Annotated in this window: 12 protein-coding genes; 6 read left to right on the top strand and 6 right to left on the bottom strand. The window is 60.8% G+C overall.

The genetic code is table 11. The annotated features are described in order from the left end of the window. The first annotated feature begins 66 nt into the window (after positions 1 to 66). The gene (locus tag AB8B33_RS25190) at positions 67 to 1695 is read left to right on the top strand and encodes a GH39 family glycosyl hydrolase (protein WP_439017443.1); all 1629 of its coding nucleotides are present in this window, start codon (positions 67 to 69) and stop codon (positions 1693 to 1695) included. Between the two features lie 63 nt (positions 1696 to 1758). Here the strand turns inward: AB8B33_RS25190 and AB8B33_RS25185 are convergent, their stop codons facing one another. Beyond that, on the bottom strand, positions 1759 to 2430 hold the full coding sequence (locus tag AB8B33_RS25185) for a GntR family transcriptional regulator (protein WP_439017442.1): 672 nt from the start codon (positions 2428 to 2430) through the stop codon (positions 1759 to 1761). Between the two features lie 27 nt (positions 2431 to 2457). Beyond that, positions 2458 to 3483 (bottom strand): Gfo/Idh/MocA family protein, encoded by a 1026-nt coding sequence (locus AB8B33_RS25180; protein WP_439017441.1) that lies wholly within the window; start codon positions 3481 to 3483, stop codon positions 2458 to 2460. Between the two features lie 220 nt (positions 3484 to 3703). On the opposite strand from AB8B33_RS25180, the gene AB8B33_RS25175 reads away from it, so the two are divergent. From AB8B33_RS25175 to AB8B33_RS25155, 5 genes are all read left to right on the top strand, one after another. Beyond that, a complete protein-coding gene (locus AB8B33_RS25175) occupies positions 3704 to 5416 on the top strand; it encodes an IlvD/Edd family dehydratase (RefSeq protein WP_439017440.1) in 1713 nt (570 codons plus the stop codon). After that, entirely contained in the window at positions 5413 to 6285 is an 873-nt protein-coding gene (locus AB8B33_RS25170; RefSeq protein ID WP_439017439.1) for an amidohydrolase family protein, read from the top strand. The genes AB8B33_RS25175 and AB8B33_RS25170 overlap by 4 nt, the downstream gene beginning before the upstream one ends. A gap of 107 nt (positions 6286 to 6392) precedes the next feature. Beyond that, positions 6393 to 8006, top strand: a complete 1614-nt coding sequence (locus AB8B33_RS25165) for a GMC family oxidoreductase (RefSeq protein WP_439017438.1) — start codon at positions 6393 to 6395, stop codon at positions 8004 to 8006. 76 nt (positions 8007 to 8082) lie between these two features. Next, on the top strand, positions 8083 to 8433 hold the full coding sequence (locus tag AB8B33_RS25160) for an MbcA/ParS/Xre antitoxin family protein (protein ID WP_439017437.1): 351 nt from the start codon (positions 8083 to 8085) through the stop codon (positions 8431 to 8433). Between the two features lie 9 nt (positions 8434 to 8442). Further along, positions 8443 to 8937, top strand: coding sequence for an RES family NAD+ phosphorylase (locus AB8B33_RS25155; protein ID WP_439017435.1), 495 nt, complete (start codon positions 8443 to 8445; stop codon positions 8935 to 8937). A gap of 53 nt (positions 8938 to 8990) precedes the next feature. On the opposite strand, the gene AB8B33_RS25150 is transcribed toward AB8B33_RS25155, so the two are convergent. Genes AB8B33_RS25150 through AB8B33_RS25135 form a run of 4 tightly spaced genes read right to left on the bottom strand, consistent with a single transcriptional unit; the run spans position 8991 to position 14195 of the window. Continuing rightward, positions 8991 to 10355, bottom strand: a complete 1365-nt coding sequence (locus AB8B33_RS25150) for an alpha-glucosidase/alpha-galactosidase (RefSeq protein WP_310382250.1) — start codon at positions 10353 to 10355, stop codon at positions 8991 to 8993. Between the two features lie 22 nt (positions 10356 to 10377). Beyond that, positions 10378 to 12045, bottom strand: a complete 1668-nt coding sequence (locus tag AB8B33_RS25145; protein WP_439017434.1) for an ABC transporter ATP-binding protein — start codon at positions 12043 to 12045, stop codon at positions 10378 to 10380. A gap of 10 nt (positions 12046 to 12055) precedes the next feature. Continuing rightward, positions 12056 to 13186 (bottom strand): ABC transporter permease, encoded by a 1131-nt coding sequence (locus AB8B33_RS25140; protein WP_113323996.1) that lies wholly within the window; start codon positions 13184 to 13186, stop codon positions 12056 to 12058. Position 13187: 1 nt separating this feature from the next. Continuing rightward, positions 13188 to 14195 (bottom strand): ABC transporter permease, encoded by a 1008-nt coding sequence (locus AB8B33_RS25135; RefSeq protein WP_439017433.1) that lies wholly within the window; start codon positions 14193 to 14195, stop codon positions 13188 to 13190. Between the last annotated feature and the right edge of the window lie 105 nt (positions 14196 to 14300).

Here is a 14300-nt window from a genome sequence, read left to right as displayed (position 1 = left end):
GCCCTCCCAAGACGGCCGCACTTCATCACCATATTGGTCGGTTGGCCTTCGGGAGGAGGCTGAGGCATGACCGTTCAAGAGGAAAAGACGATGACGAGTTCCTATGACGTGACCATCAACGTTCACGCCGGCCGGCCGACCGGGCCATACAGACCACTGTGGAACTGGTTCGGTTATGACGAGCCGAACTACACTTACTCCCCGCACGGCAAGAAGCTCCTGAAAGAGCTGACCGAACTCAGCCCCGTCGCTCCGCGCATTCGCGCACATAATCTCTTGACGAGCGGCGACGGCAAGCCGGCCCTGAAATGGGGCTCGACCAATGCCTATAGTGAGGATGCAAACGGCAATCCCGTCTACGACTGGACGATCATCGACCAGATCTTCGATGCCTATGTCGAGGCTGGCAACATCCCGCTGATCCAGATCGGCTTCACACCGGAAGCGCTTTCCGATTTCGATGGCCCCTACAAGCATCATTGGGAGCCGGCAGACCGGTATGCGACTATCACCACCGGCTGGACAGCGCCGCCGAAGGACCTGAAGAAATGGGGAGACCTGATCGAAGCCTGGGCGCGGCACCTCGCCGATCGCTACGGCGAAGACGTGGTCTCGTCCTGGCCCTGGGAAGTGTGGAACGAGCCCGACGGCCACTACTGGACCGGCACGATCCCGGAATTCTGCGCCATGTATGATGCGAGCGCGCGTGCCGTGAAGCGGGCCTTGCCTAAGGCCCGTGTCGGAGGCCCGCACACCTGCGGCGCATTCGCCAATGAAAAAGCGCAGACCTTTCTGCGCGCCTTCCTGCGCCATGTCGTCGAGAACAAACCACCGCTCGACTTCATCGCCTTCCATGCCAAGGGAAATCCGGTCATCTTCGACGGGCATGTACGCATGGGCCTGCACAAGCAGCTACGCGACATCGAGACCAATCTTGCCATCATCAACGAATTCCCCGAGCTTCGGCACCTGCCCGTCGTCATCGGCGAATCCGACCCGGAAGGCTGCGCTGCCTGCTCGGCGCGCGTCCATCCGCAGAACGGCTATCGCAACGGCCCGCTCTACGGCGTCTATGTCGTCGAAAGCATGATCCGCACCTATGAACTGTCGCGCCGCGCCAATATCGAGATCGAAGGGGCCGTCACCTGGGCCTTCCTCTTCGACGACCAGCCCTATTTCGACGGCTTCCGGGATCTCGCCACCAACGGCGTCGACAAGGCCGTGCTGAACGGCTTCCGCATGCTCGGCAAGCTCGGCGGCCAGTGGCTCGAATCGGAGAGCGACTATCGCCGCGATATCGAAGACATCATGAGCCACGGCGTTCGCGACAAGCCCGACGTCAATGTCGTGGCGACCCGCGACGACAGGGGCGTCTCCGTTCTCGTCTGGCACTATCATGACGATGACGAGGCAGGCCCCGCTGCAGAGGTGAGCCTTTCCATCGATGGCTGGGGCAGCCGGCCGGCCGCACTCAAGCACTTCCGCATGGACGAGCAGCATTCCAACTCCTTCCGCATCTGGAAGGAAATGGGCAAGCCGCAGCATATCGAGGGCGCCGATTACGCCACGCTCGAAGCCTCCGGCAAGCTGGCTGAGATCGACGACAAGGCATCGGTTTCCGTCACGGACGGCAAGATCGATCTCCGCTTCTCCCTGCCGCGTCAGGGCGTTTCTCTCCTTCGCCTGGACTGGTGAGACGGCAGGAAAGAGGGGGCGCAACCCTCCAAGTTGCGCTCCCTGACCCTCTGAAGAATAGCTCTAGTGTTCGCTCACATAGGCGAGGTAGCGCCTCTTGCTCGGCTGCAGATGGTCGACGCAGAGTTGCGCCAGGACCCAATTGTCCCTGCCCTTCAGCATCTCGATCATCAGCCGGTGATGTTCGTGCGAGGTCTGCAGCGATTCCTTGCTCGACATGGAATTGGCGCGCACCGGCAGGCTGAGACGCATGTAGAGCTCGATCGACTGGACGAGATGGGAATTGCCGCAGGCGCTGAAAAGCGTCAGATGGAACTTGTCGTTTGTCTCGTGCACGCCGCGAAGGTAGCCGGATTCGACGTGCCGGCCATGCTCTTCGTGCAGGGCCGTCAGTTCGGCGATCAGCTCGTCGGGCGCCGGCAACGGAATCCAGAGTGCCGCCTGCCTCTGCAGAAGCTCGCGCACGTCATAGATCTCCTGCACCTGTCTTGATGTCAGCGAGCGGACAGTTGCGCCCTTATTGCGTTCGCGCACGACGATACCCATCGTCTCCAGCTGGACGATCGCCTGGCGCGCGAAGTGTCGCGTCACATGGAAGCGCGCAAGAAGCGTATCCTCCGTCAGACGAGTACCAGGCGCCAGCCGTCCGAAGATGATGTCTTCTTCGAGCGCGCGCGCAATGCTCAGATCGTCGTGTTCGGTCTCGTCTTCACGGCTTTCGTTGAGCGTCTGCATCAATAGGTCCTCCGGGGGCAGGCCATCTTATCGCGGTTTGTCTTCAGCGTCGAACCGGCTCAGCCGATAGATGTCTTCGACCAGCGCCAGCGTCTTCAGATTATCGTCAGGCACGGTCTCCATCACTGCTCGGCCCTCCAGACCGTCAAGGAAATGCGCGATCGTCGCATCATAGGCGCCCTGGTAGACGGCATCCGCATCGAATTCCTCCTCGCGCTCGGCATGGCCCGTTGCCGAAAGACGGCTTCCATACAATTCCAGCATCGCCTGCGTGCCAAAAATCCGTAGATGATCGCGCGGCGTCGGCGGCGCGCCATGCACCGCCAGATTGGCGTTTACAGTGACGATCACCCCGTCGTCCAGACGGCGCAGAATGACGAAGGCAACATCTTCGGCGACAATGTCGTCATTGCTGCGCTCAAGCCGTGCGGCAACCACCTCCATCTCGCCGAACAGGTAGCGCAGCGTATCCAGATGATGGATCATCACCTCCATGACCAGCAGACGCTGCTGCCTGCGGAAAAACGGCTGGCGGATGAGCGCTGGCCTGTTGCCGTCAGCATCGGCGATCATGCCGCTTGAGAAGAATTCGAACTGGACCTGCCTGATATTGCCGGCAATCCCCTCCTCCAGCCAAGCCTTTAGCCGCCGGTAATAGGCGCGAAACCGCCAGTTCTCGTGCACCATCAAGCGGATCGACGGCGGCAGACCGGCAACGAGAGCGACTGCCTGGTCGTAATCGGGCGCGAGCGGCTTCTGGCAGAGAATATCGACGCCCTTGGCCGCCGCCAACTGCACGAGTTCCACATGCATCTCGCGCGGGGCGCAGATATCGACGGCGTCGAGCACTTCTTCGGTCAGCATGACCTGCGCGCTCTCATAAGTACGGGGGATGCCGAAACTCTTGCTCCTGGCCGTGCGGGCCACCACCGAGGGGTCGGCAATCCCAACGACCTCCGCACGGGCCGACTGCTTCATCCATGCCGGCAGGTGGTACTCGCTGACCCAGCCGGCGCCAATGAGCCCTACCCGCTTTCGCCTGATCTCGGCCATGCCTCGCTCCATCTCATTTTATCGATAATTTAGAGGCTATCCCGCCGAATGCCAATGCGCAACGCGAGATTAAAATTGAAATTATCGCGAATTATCTTGATGTTTCTCGGTCAAATTTGATGACCGCGGCGATGAGTATGCGTATCGACGCATCTTCTTTATTGACAATCATGCATATCCCACTAGGCTGGAACTCAATTTAAGGGACGAGGGAGGAACAATGTCGAGTGGTCTTCGTCGCAAGCTGACGAGTTACGGCGATCAGGGTTTCTCCCTTTTCCTCAGAAAGGCCTTCATCAAGGCCATGGGCTATTCGGACGATGCTCTCGATCGCCCGATCGTGGGGATTGCCAATACCTACAGCGATTTCAACCCCTGCCATGGAAACGTGCCGCAACTCATCGAAGCTGCCAAGCGCGGTGTCATGCTGGCCGGCGCAATGCCGATGGTCTTCCCGACCATTTCCATCCACGAGAGCTTCGCCTCGCCGACCTCGATGTATCTTCGCAACCTGATGGCGATGGAAACCGAGGAGATGATCCGCGCCCAGCCGATGGATGCCGTGATCCTGATTGGCGGCTGCGACAAGACCCTGCCGGCGCAGATCATGGCCGCTGCCAGCAGCGATATCCCGGCAATCTTCCTGCCGACCGGGCCGATGGCCGTTGGCCACCATAAGGGTGAGAGGCTCGGCGCCTGTACCGATTGCCGCCGTTTCTGGGGGCGTTTCCGTGCCGGGGAAATCGACGAGGCGGAAATTACCGACGTCAACAACAAGCTCGCTAGCTCGATCGGCACCTGCACGGTGATGGGAACGGCAAGCACCATGGCCAACCTGACCGAAGTGATGGGCCTCTGCCTGCCGCGGGCAGGATCGGCGCCCGCCGCCGAATCCGAGCGCGTGCGGCTTGCCGAAGCGACCGGCCGCGTTGCCGCCGGACTGGCAGCCAACCCGGATGCGCCGACGGTGCGCGATATTCTGACGCCTTCGGCCATCCGCAACGGCCTTGTCGCCTTGCAAGCTATGGGCGGGTCGACCAATGCCGTCGTTCACCTTGCCGCCATCACGGGGCGCCTTGGCATTCGTCTCGACATGGCCGAGCTCGACAGGCTCGGCAAGATCATCCCACTTCTCGTCGACCTACAGCCGTCCGGCCAGCATTATATGGAGCAGTTCCACGAGGCCGGCGGTGTGCAGACGCTCTTGAAGGCGGTGCGCCACGAGATCGACGGCAGCCAGCGGACGATCTATGGCAAGACGATCGGCGAGGTAATCGATGCGGCTCCCAACGAGCCCGGCCAGACGATCATCCGCACGGTCGATAAACCGTTGAAGCCCATCGGCACGATTGCCGTGCTCCACGGCAACCTTGCGCCCCGTGGCGCGGTCATCAAGCAATCGGCGGCATCGAAGGATCTGCTGCAGCATGAGGGCCGAGCAGTGGTCTTCGATTCCGTCGAGGACATGACCCTGCGGATCGATAGCGACGACCTCGAAGTCAGCGCCGACGATATTCTCGTGCTGCGCAATGCCGGCCCGAAAGGCGCGCCGGGCATGCCGGAAGCCGGCTATCTGCCGATCCCGCGCAAGCTCGCGCGCCAAGGCGTCAAGGACATGGTGCGCATCTCCGATGCCCGTATGAGCGGCACCGCCTTCGGCACGATCGTGCTGCATATTGCCCCGGAGGCTGCGGCCGGCGGGCCGCTGGCGATCGTGAGAACCGGCGACTGCATCCGCCTCGACGTCAAGGAGAGACGCATAGACCTCGCCATTGACCAAGCGGAATTCGACCGACGCATGGCAGAGCTTGGAGAAATATCGGCTGCCGAACCGGCGCGCGGCTATGCCAAGCTTTATCACACGCGCGTGCTGCAGGCCGATGAAGGCGCCGATTTCGATTTCCTCCAGCATGAGGATCTGGAACAGAAATGAGCCTGGTGGACAGTCAAGCGCCACTTTGCCTGCCGCGCCTGCCGCTGACCCGTGCTCCAGCAACGCCGCTGCCGCAGGGCACGATCGATACACATTTCCACGTCTTCCGGTCGGACGCGCCGCTGAATACGCCGCGTAGCTACACGCCAGATATCGCAACGACTGCCGACTGGATCGCCTTTGCCGACCGGCTGGGCATCAGCAGGGGCATCGCCGTGCAGCCGAGCGTCTATGGCCTCGACAACCAGGTTCTGGTCGAGGCATTGGCCGCCTTTCCGGACCGGTTGCGGGGCATCGTCGTCATCGATCCCGAGACAGGCCCTACGGAGATTGCCCGGCTCGACCGGCTTGGGGTACGCGGCGTGCGTATCAACACGCGCAACAAGGGCGGCCTACCGCTTACTGCGGCCGAAACGCTCGCGGTTAGCATCCGCGATTTCGGCTGGTCGCTGCAGCTTCAGATCAGCCCGGACCAGATCGATAACCTTGCCGGGCGGCTGCCGCATCTGGGCGTCCGCTTCGTCATCGATCATCTAGGCTTCATACCGCTCGCCGACGGCGCATGGCGCCAACATCTTCCTGCTCTCCAGAGGCTCGCCGATAATCCCGGCGGCTACGTCAAGCTCACGGCTCCCTACAGGCTGACGCGCGAGCGGGGCTATGCAGGTTTTGCCGAGGTGGTGGGCGCATTTGCCACCAGCCATCCGGAAAAGCTGCTTTGGGGCAGCGACTGGCCCCATACCGAGCTCTGGAGCGACATGCCCGATGACGCCGACCTGATCGACGGGATGCAGGACGCAATCGGCAACCCCGAACTTGCCCGCAAAATCTTCATCGAGAATGCCGAAACGCTATTCTTTGGGCGTTGAGGGCAACGCGCCTTGACGATCGCCAGTGGCATCTATGTCATTGTTGTCGCTCGCTTTGCCAGTCGATTGCGAGTCGGCGGATACCATCATCCCGGTTCGGAGGAAATGTGAACAAGACCTACGACTTCATCATCGCCGGCGGCGGATCCGCGGCCTCGGTCGCCGCCATGCGGCTGGTGCGGGATTTTGGATTTTCCGTCCTCATCATCGAGCGCGGACCGCGCGAGACCGCAAGGCTGATGTCCTTTCCAGCCGGCTACATGAAATATCTCGCGCGCAACGATTTCCTCGAAATGCATCATACCGTGCCGCAAGCGCAGCTCGGCGGCCGCGGCCCTATCGTACCGGTTGCACGAGCGCTCGGCGGTGGCAGTGCGGTCAATGCCATGGTCTATATGCGCGGCCAAAAGGAAGATTACGACAGCTGGGCCGCCTATCTCGGCAACGGAACCGAATGGTCCTACGCGGACATGCTGCCGCATTTCAAAGGCATTGAAGCCAATAGCCGCTTCAACAATGAATTCCACGGCATTTCCGGCAATCTGCGTGTTTCCGAACCGCGCCATATCTCCGATACGACCGAGGATTTCATCCTCGCCGCACAGGGGCTCGGCCACCCCTATAATCCTGATTTCAACGGTGCCAGACAGAACGGCGTCGGCATCATGCAGCACACCTTTGCCAAATGGGGTCGCCGCACGGAACGCTCGGATGCCAAGAAGGCTTTCCTCGACCCGCTCTTGGGACACAGCCGTCTCGACATCATCACCGAAGCGCGCGTCGACCGCCTCATCATCAGGAATGGCCGCGCGGTCGGCGTCGCCTATACGCGGGGTGGCGAGACGCGCGAAGCCATGGCTGAACGGGAGGTGCTGGTTGCCTCCGGAACCTATAATAGCGCCAAGCTGCTGATGCTGTCAGGCATCGGCCCTGCCGATCATCTGCGCGAACACGGCATCGCCGTCATCGCCGATCTGCCCGGCGTCGGCGCCAATCTGCAGGATCATCACGAAGTTCCCGTCATCGCCACCACGAAGGGCAAGTCCGGCTACTTCGGCGAAGACAAAGGCTGGCCGATGATCCGTAACGGGCTGCAATATCTGCTCTTCGATTCCGGGCCGGTGACGACCACAGGTATCGAGTCCTGCCTCTTCTACGATCCGGACGGCGGTGATCGACCGACGATCCAGCTCTATTGCGCGCCGATCGTCTATCTCGATCGTGACGTCTCCTCAGCTAAACCGACCTGGGGCGTGACCTTTACCTCCTGCCTGCTGCGGCCGAAGGCGCGCGGCAGCGTGAAGCTACGCTCGGCCGACCCTGCCGACCAGCCGCTCGTCGACTGCAATTTCTTCGGCGATCCCGATGATCTGCGCCTGACGCTCGCATCCCTGAAGACGGCGCGGCGGCTTCTGGAAACGGAACCCTTCCGTTCCAAGATCGCGATGGAAATCCTGCCGGGGAAAACGCTGCAAGACGAGGAAGCGCTGACGAAATTCGCCGGCCAGACGGTGAAGACGAACTACCATCCTTCCGGCAGCCTGCGCATGGGGCCGGACAACGATCCGATGGCAGTCGTCGATGGCTCGCTGAAGGTTCGCGGGCTCGACGGGTTGCGGGTGATCGATTGCTCGATCATTCCCTTCATTCCATCGGGCAACACCAACGCGCCAGCCATGGCAATCGCCTCCAAGGCGGCTGAGATGATCGGTAACGATTAACGGCAGAACTTCAGCCATTGAACGCCGCTTATTTTGACGCTATATAACGTCAGTATAAACGGCATGGAGATGGATCATGGGCCTCGCACAATATGCAGATGACGGGCTGTTTGCACCGCGCAAGATCGCTGATGCCTTCCGCACGACGAGCGAGGAGATTGCCCGCACCGCCGGTCTCGGCAAGGATGCGATCCAGCGCAAGGACCGCCTCCGCTCCGACAAGACGCAGAAGCGCCTGCGCGAAATGATTGAAGTCGTCAACAAGGTCGAACCCCGCTTCGGTTCGGCGCTGATGGCCTATGCCTGGTATCGTTCCGAGCCCTTATCGGGCTTTTCAGGCCAGACTGCCATGCAGCTGGTTCGCGACGGACGGGCGGAGGACGTTCTGGATTATATCGATGCGATCGATGCCGGCGTCCACGCCTGATCCCCGATAATGCGCTACGAAGGAAAGCTCTATCGGGCGCTGAACCCGATCTATGCACGCCAGCCGCTTTCTGGTCGGGGCGCCGAACTCTATGGCGGACGATTCAATCCAAAGGGAATGCCGGCACTTTATACGTCGCTATCCGTGCTGACGGCGCTCAGGGAAGCCAATCAGGTCGGCAGCCTGCAGCCAACCACCCTTGTCTCCTACGAGGCCGATATCGAGCGCGTCTTTGACACAAGGGACGAGGTCGCTCTTCAGGCGCTCGGCATCGATGCCGAAACGATTGCCGCAGCAAGCTGGCGCGACGAGATGAAGGAAAAAGGGGAAGCAAGGACACAGAACTTCGCATATCGGCTCGTGTCCGATGGCTATCATGGCCTCTTGGTCAGAAGTTTAGCTCCCGCGGCCAGACGCGACGATCTCAATCTCGTGCTTTGGCGATGGAGTGACACGCTCCCCTGCCGTCTAGCCCTAATCGACGACGAAGGCAGGTTATCCTGAACCATCAGGATCAGCGCCGGCGTATCGGTCAGCGCTGATCCTATTCGTGTGCCTCAGGCCGCGCGCACCTTGCTCGGCCGTGCCCATTCCGGCAGCCAGTCGCCATGGGTGGCGAGCAACTCATCCACCAGCGACCAGATCTGATCGAGGTCGAGCTCGGCAGCCGTATGCGGATCCATCATCGCAGCATGATAGATATGTTCCGGATTTTCCGTCATCAGTGCCTGAACCGTCAGTTCCTGGACATTGATATTGGTGCGGATCAGCGCGGTCAGCTGCGGCGGCAGGTCGCCGATATAGGTTGGCTGGATGCCGGAGGCATCGACCAGGCAGGGCACTTCGGCAGCGCAATTGGCCGGCAGCGAGGTGATGCAGCCATTATTGCGGACGTTGCCGTAGATGACCGAGGGTTCGCCGGTCCAGACCGAATTGATGATCGAGGAGGCATATTCCTTCGATTCATTGACCTCGATCTTGTCGGCCGAGCGATAAGTTTCAGCCTGGCCCTTCCAGCGAGCGATCTGCTCGATGCAGCGCTTCGGATATTCATCGAGCGGAATGCCGAATTTCTCGATGAGGTCCTCGCGACCTTCCTTGATGAAGTAAGGTGTATATTCGGCGAAATGCTCCGAGCTTTCGGTGACGAAATAGCCGAGACGCGTCAGCATCTCGTAACGCACCTTGTTGGGGCAGCGCGGGTTCCAGCCGGGCTTCGGCGCACGTCCCTCGCGATAGGCGCGTACGAGATCCGGATAGAGGTTCTTGTAGGAACCATCCGGCTGGCGATGCTCGAACTTCAGGTAGAAGGCCATGTGGTTGATGCCGGCCGAGCGGTAGCGGATTTCGTCATAGGGGATGTCGAGATCATGGGCGAGCTCCATTGCCGTGCCCTGCACGGAATGGCAAAGGCCAACCTGCTTGATGTCAGGATATTTCTCGGCGATCGCCCAGGTGTTGATCGCCATCGGGTTTACATATTGCAGCATGATGGCGTTGGGGCAGACCGCACGAATATCTTCGCAGATCTTCCAGAGATGCGGCACGGTTCTCAGTCCACGCATGATGCCGCCGACGCCGAGCGTGTCGGCAATCGTCTGGCGCAAGCCGTATTTCTTCGGCACCTCGAAGTCCGTCACCGTGCAGGGTTCGTAACCGCCAATCTGGAAGGCGACGACCACGAAATCGGCGCCCGACAGAGCCTTGCGCTGATCGCCGTAGGTCTCGGCCTTCGCCTTCACACCAAGTGTCGAAATCAGCTTGTTGACGACGATGGCGCTTTCTTCCAACCGCTGCGGGTTGATGTCCATGAGCGCGATCGTAGCCCCCGACAGCGCCGGACGCTGCAGGATGTCGCCGACGATGTTCTTCATGAAAACGGTGGAGCCAGCTCCGATGAACGCTATTCTGGGATTTGCCATATGAACCTCCGGCATTCTGAAATCAGGCTACCTCGAAAGCGGCTTTGACGAGCCGTTCGGTGTAGGGTGTCTTGGGATTGGAAAGGACTTCGTTGACGGGTCCCTCTTCCATGATCTTGCCGTGCTGCATGACGATGACACGGTGGCAGAGGGCACGCACGACCTTCAGGTCATGCGAAATGAAAAGGTAGCTCAGACCGCGCTCATCCTGCAGCTTGCGCAGGAGCTCTATGATCTGCGCCTGGACGGAGAGGTCGAGCGCCGAGGTCGGCTCGTCGAGCAGGATGAATTCCGGCTCCAGTGCGATCGCCCGCGCAATAGCGATGCGCTGACGCTGCCCACCGGAAAATTCATGCGGGAAACGCGAGAGGATGTTGCCCGGCATGCCGGCGGAGACCAGAGCTTCGCGAACCCTGTCCAGACGTTCGCCCTTGGTGGCGCCGAGCTTGTTGACGACCAGCCCTTCCTCGATGATCTGACCGATCGTCATGCGCGGATTGAGCGACGAGAACGGGTCCTGAAAGACGACCTGCATGCGCGAGCGCAAGGGCCGCATTTCCGCCCGTGACTTGCCGTGGATCGGCTGGCGGTCGAAATAGATCTCGCCATTGTCCGTGTCACTGAGCCTGAGAATAGCCTGACCGAAGGTCGTCTTGCCCGAACCGGATTCACCGACGAGGCCCAGCGTCTCGTGTCGCCGCAGCGTCAGATTGAGACTGTCGACGGCGACCAGTTCGCGCAGCTCCGGTCTGAAGAAGCCGCCATGGCGCAGCATGAAGGAGACGCGCACGCCGCGGGCGTCGAGAATGATATCCGATCCCTCCGGCAGCGGGTTGGCCTGGCCGCGCGGCTCTGATCCCAAAAGATGCTTCGTATAGGGATGTTGGGGATTGGCGAAGAGCTGCTCGGTTATATTGTGCTCGCGCATCTCGCCATGCTGCATCACATAGACATAGTCGGAGAACTTGCGCACGACCGTCAGGTCGTGGGTAATCAGGATCACTGCCATCCGCAATTCCGTCTGCAGATTGCGGATGAGATTGAGGATCTGCGCCTGGACGGTCACGTCGAGCGCCGTCGTCGGCTCGTCGGCGATCAGCACATCGGGATCATTGGCGAGCGCCATGGCGATCATCACGCGCTGGCGCTGACCGCCAGAGAGCTGATGCGGATATTGCCGCAGGCGCGCTTCGGGATCGGGGATCTGCACCTGCTTCAAAAGCTCCAGCGCCTTAGCGTCGGCCTGCCTGCGGCTCATCTTGCGGTGGACGCGGATCGCTTCGACGATCTGGCTGCCGATCGTGTAGATCGGGTTCAGCGAACTCATTGGCTCCTGGAAGATCATCGAGATCCGGTCGCCGCGCAGCCTGCGGCGGGCCTTCTCCGAAAATTTCAGGATATTGGCGCCATCATACTCGACGCTCGAGCGCGGCGAGATGACCGCACGCTTGGACAGCAGCCCCATGACGGTACGTGCCGTCACCGACTTGCCAGAGCCAGACTCCCCGACGATGGCAATCGTTTCGCCGCGGTATAGCTGGAAGGAAATGTCCTTCACGGCTTCGACGGTGCCATGCTCGACCTTGAAATTCACGCCGATATTGCGCGCGTCGATGATCGGGCTCTCCTTGCGGCCATCATGATCGTGACGGACGGGCGGGGCGAAGGAACTAACGAGAGCAAGGGCCATCTTCATCACCTCAATAGGGATCGACCGCATCACGCAGACCGTCGCCCAGCGCATTGAAGGCAAAGACGGTGATCAGCACGAAAGCGACAGGAGCGAGAATCCAGGGATAGGTTCCGATGACCGAATAATTGGCCGTATCTTGCAGCATCAAACCCCAGGAAATCAGCGGCGGCTTTACGGCGAAGCCGAGGAAGCCGAGGAAGGATTCGAGCAGCACGACGCTTGGAATATGGATGGTGACGGCGACGATCACGTGGCTCATCACATTCGGGAAAATATGCTGGAAGATGATGCGCCGGTCGGTCGCGCCGACCGCCATTGCCGCCCGCACATATTCGATACGCGCCAGCGCCAGCGTCTTGCCGCGCACCTCGCGCGACATCTGCGCCCAGCCGAGCGCCGACATGACGAAGATCACGAAGGCGAGGAAGACGTTGGTCGGCGCGGTGATCGGGATCAGCGATGTCAGCGCCAGGTAAAGCGGCAGTTGCGGGAAAGCGAGTACCAGCTCGACGAAACGCTGCACCCAGACATCGAAGGCGCCGCCGTAATAGCCCGAGACCATGCCGACCGTCGTGCCGACGACAGTGACGATGAAGACTACTGTCAGGGCGATCATCAGCGAGATGCGCGAGCCGATGATGGCGCGCGACAGCACGTCACGACCGAACTTGTCGGTGCCGAGGAAATGCACCGGCTGGCCATCCACCGTGCCGAAGAAATGGCGATTGGCCGGGATGAGACCGAGCAGATTGTAGTCCGAACCCTTGACGAAGAAGCCGAGCAGACGCGGATTGTCGTAATCCACGCCGACGACCGGCTGGAAGGTAACCGGATCGAGCTCTTCGGAATCCGCCAGCGCATAGACGCGTGGCCAGACGAGACTGCCTTCCTTGTCATGGATGCTGATGAGCTGCGGCGGCGCAAAGCCGACATCGGTCGCCTTCGGGTCCATCGGCGCAAAGAAATCGGCAAAGACAGCCATGATGATTAAGAGGCCAACGAGGATCAGGCCGATCATGCCGGTCCAGGAGCGCCGCAGCCGGCGCCAGACCAGCGCCATATAGCTCTCATTGCCATGGTGGGTATTCTTGACCGCTTCTTCATGCGGTGGCGGCGGGGAAGAGTCGAAGGCAAACATATCAGGCTCCTCCATATTGACGGACCCGCGGATCGAGCATGGCAAGCAGCATGTCGGCGATGATGTTGCCGACGATCAGCGTGGCCGACAGCACCAGCATGAAAGTCGCTGTGACATAGACGTCGCCGATCGCCATCGAGCCGACGATTGCCGGCCCGACAGTCGGCAAGGCGAAGATGATCGCGGTTTCGATCTCGCCGGTCAGCATGTAGGGAAGCACGACGCCCTGATACATGACGAGCGGATGCAACGCGTTTGGAACGGCGTGACGCATGACGACGGCGCCGCCCGAAAGCCCCTTGGCGCGCGCTGTCTCAACATATTGAGCATTCAGCGTATCGAGCAGATTGCCGCGCATGACGCGCATGTTGTAGGCGAGCCCGCCGAAAGTGGCGATCGCGACGACCGGCCAGACATGGCTGACGAGATCCATGAATTTGCCCCAGGACCAAGGCGCCCCGCCATATTGCGGCGAGAAGAAGCTGCCGATTTCCGTGACGTTGAACTGGAAGACCAGCAGATAGACGATGATCAGCGCCATCAGGAAGCGCGGCACCGTCATGCCGAGAAAGGCAACGCCCGACAGCAGGCTGTCGATCCAGCTATATTGGCGGGTCGCCGCCCAGATGCCGAAGGTGATGCCGAGGATGGACGCAAAAATGTGGCAGACCAGCGCTAAGGCCAGCGTGCGGGGCAGGCGCTCGCCGACCACGTCAGCAACCGGCTTGTTGTAGAACATGCTGTAGCCGAAATCGCCTTTGGTCACGATTCCCGTGATCCAGTTGACGTACTGGACGACCATCGGCTTATCGAGGCCATGTTCGATGCGGTAGGCCTGAGCCTGGGCATCCGCCTGGGCGAAGGAAGCTCCGCCCTGATTGATCAACTGCGAACGGATGTAGTCAGCGTAGTCTCCGGGCGGCGCCTGGATAATGGCAAAGGTCACCACGCTGAGGATGAAGAGGACGGGGATCGCCGAGGCGATACGCATGAGCAGGAATCGTAGCATCAGACGGTTCGCTTCTCCTTGCCGCCAGTCGCTCGTCTCAGCGCGGCCGGCTTGTTGATTCTGACCGGCCGCGCGCAGCACGCGCGACCGGAAGCCCTTGTCGTT

This window comes from Rhizobium sp. 768_B6_N1_8 (assembly GCF_051811225.1).
Lineage (GTDB): Bacteria > Pseudomonadota > Alphaproteobacteria > Rhizobiales > Rhizobiaceae > Rhizobium.
Note: the sequence above shows the minus strand (reverse complement) of the source record. Positions and strands in the feature narration are given on the sequence as shown.

Excerpts from the sequence above, each read along its gene's own strand:
- AB8B33_RS25175 (WP_439017440.1), top strand. The coding sequence starts at position 3,704 with ATGTCGAGTGGTCTTCGTCGCAAGCTGACGAGTTACGGCGATCAGGGT.
- AB8B33_RS25180 (WP_439017441.1), bottom strand. The coding sequence starts at position 3,483 with ATGGCCGAGATCAGGCGAAAGCGGGTAGGGCTCATTGGCGCCGGCTGG.
- AB8B33_RS25170 (WP_439017439.1), top strand. The coding sequence starts at position 5,413 with ATGAGCCTGGTGGACAGTCAAGCGCCACTTTGCCTGCCGCGCCTGCCG.
- AB8B33_RS25145 (WP_439017434.1), bottom strand. The coding sequence starts at position 12,045 with ATGGCCCTTGCTCTCGTTAGTTCCTTCGCCCCGCCCGTCCGTCACGAT.
- AB8B33_RS25140 (WP_113323996.1), bottom strand. The coding sequence starts at position 13,186 with ATGTTTGCCTTCGACTCTTCCCCGCCGCCACCGCATGAAGAAGCGGTC.
- AB8B33_RS25185 (WP_439017442.1), bottom strand. The coding sequence starts at position 2,430 with ATGCAGACGCTCAACGAAAGCCGTGAAGACGAGACCGAACACGACGAT.
- AB8B33_RS25155 (WP_439017435.1), top strand. The coding sequence starts at position 8,443 with ATGCGCTACGAAGGAAAGCTCTATCGGGCGCTGAACCCGATCTATGCA.
- AB8B33_RS25150 (WP_310382250.1), bottom strand. The coding sequence starts at position 10,355 with ATGGCAAATCCCAGAATAGCGTTCATCGGAGCTGGCTCCACCGTTTTC.
- AB8B33_RS25160 (WP_439017437.1), top strand. The coding sequence starts at position 8,083 with ATGGGCCTCGCACAATATGCAGATGACGGGCTGTTTGCACCGCGCAAG.
- AB8B33_RS25190 (WP_439017443.1), top strand. The coding sequence starts at position 67 with ATGACCGTTCAAGAGGAAAAGACGATGACGAGTTCCTATGACGTGACC.
- AB8B33_RS25135 (WP_439017433.1), bottom strand. The coding sequence starts at position 14,195 with ATGCTACGATTCCTGCTCATGCGTATCGCCTCGGCGATCCCCGTCCTC.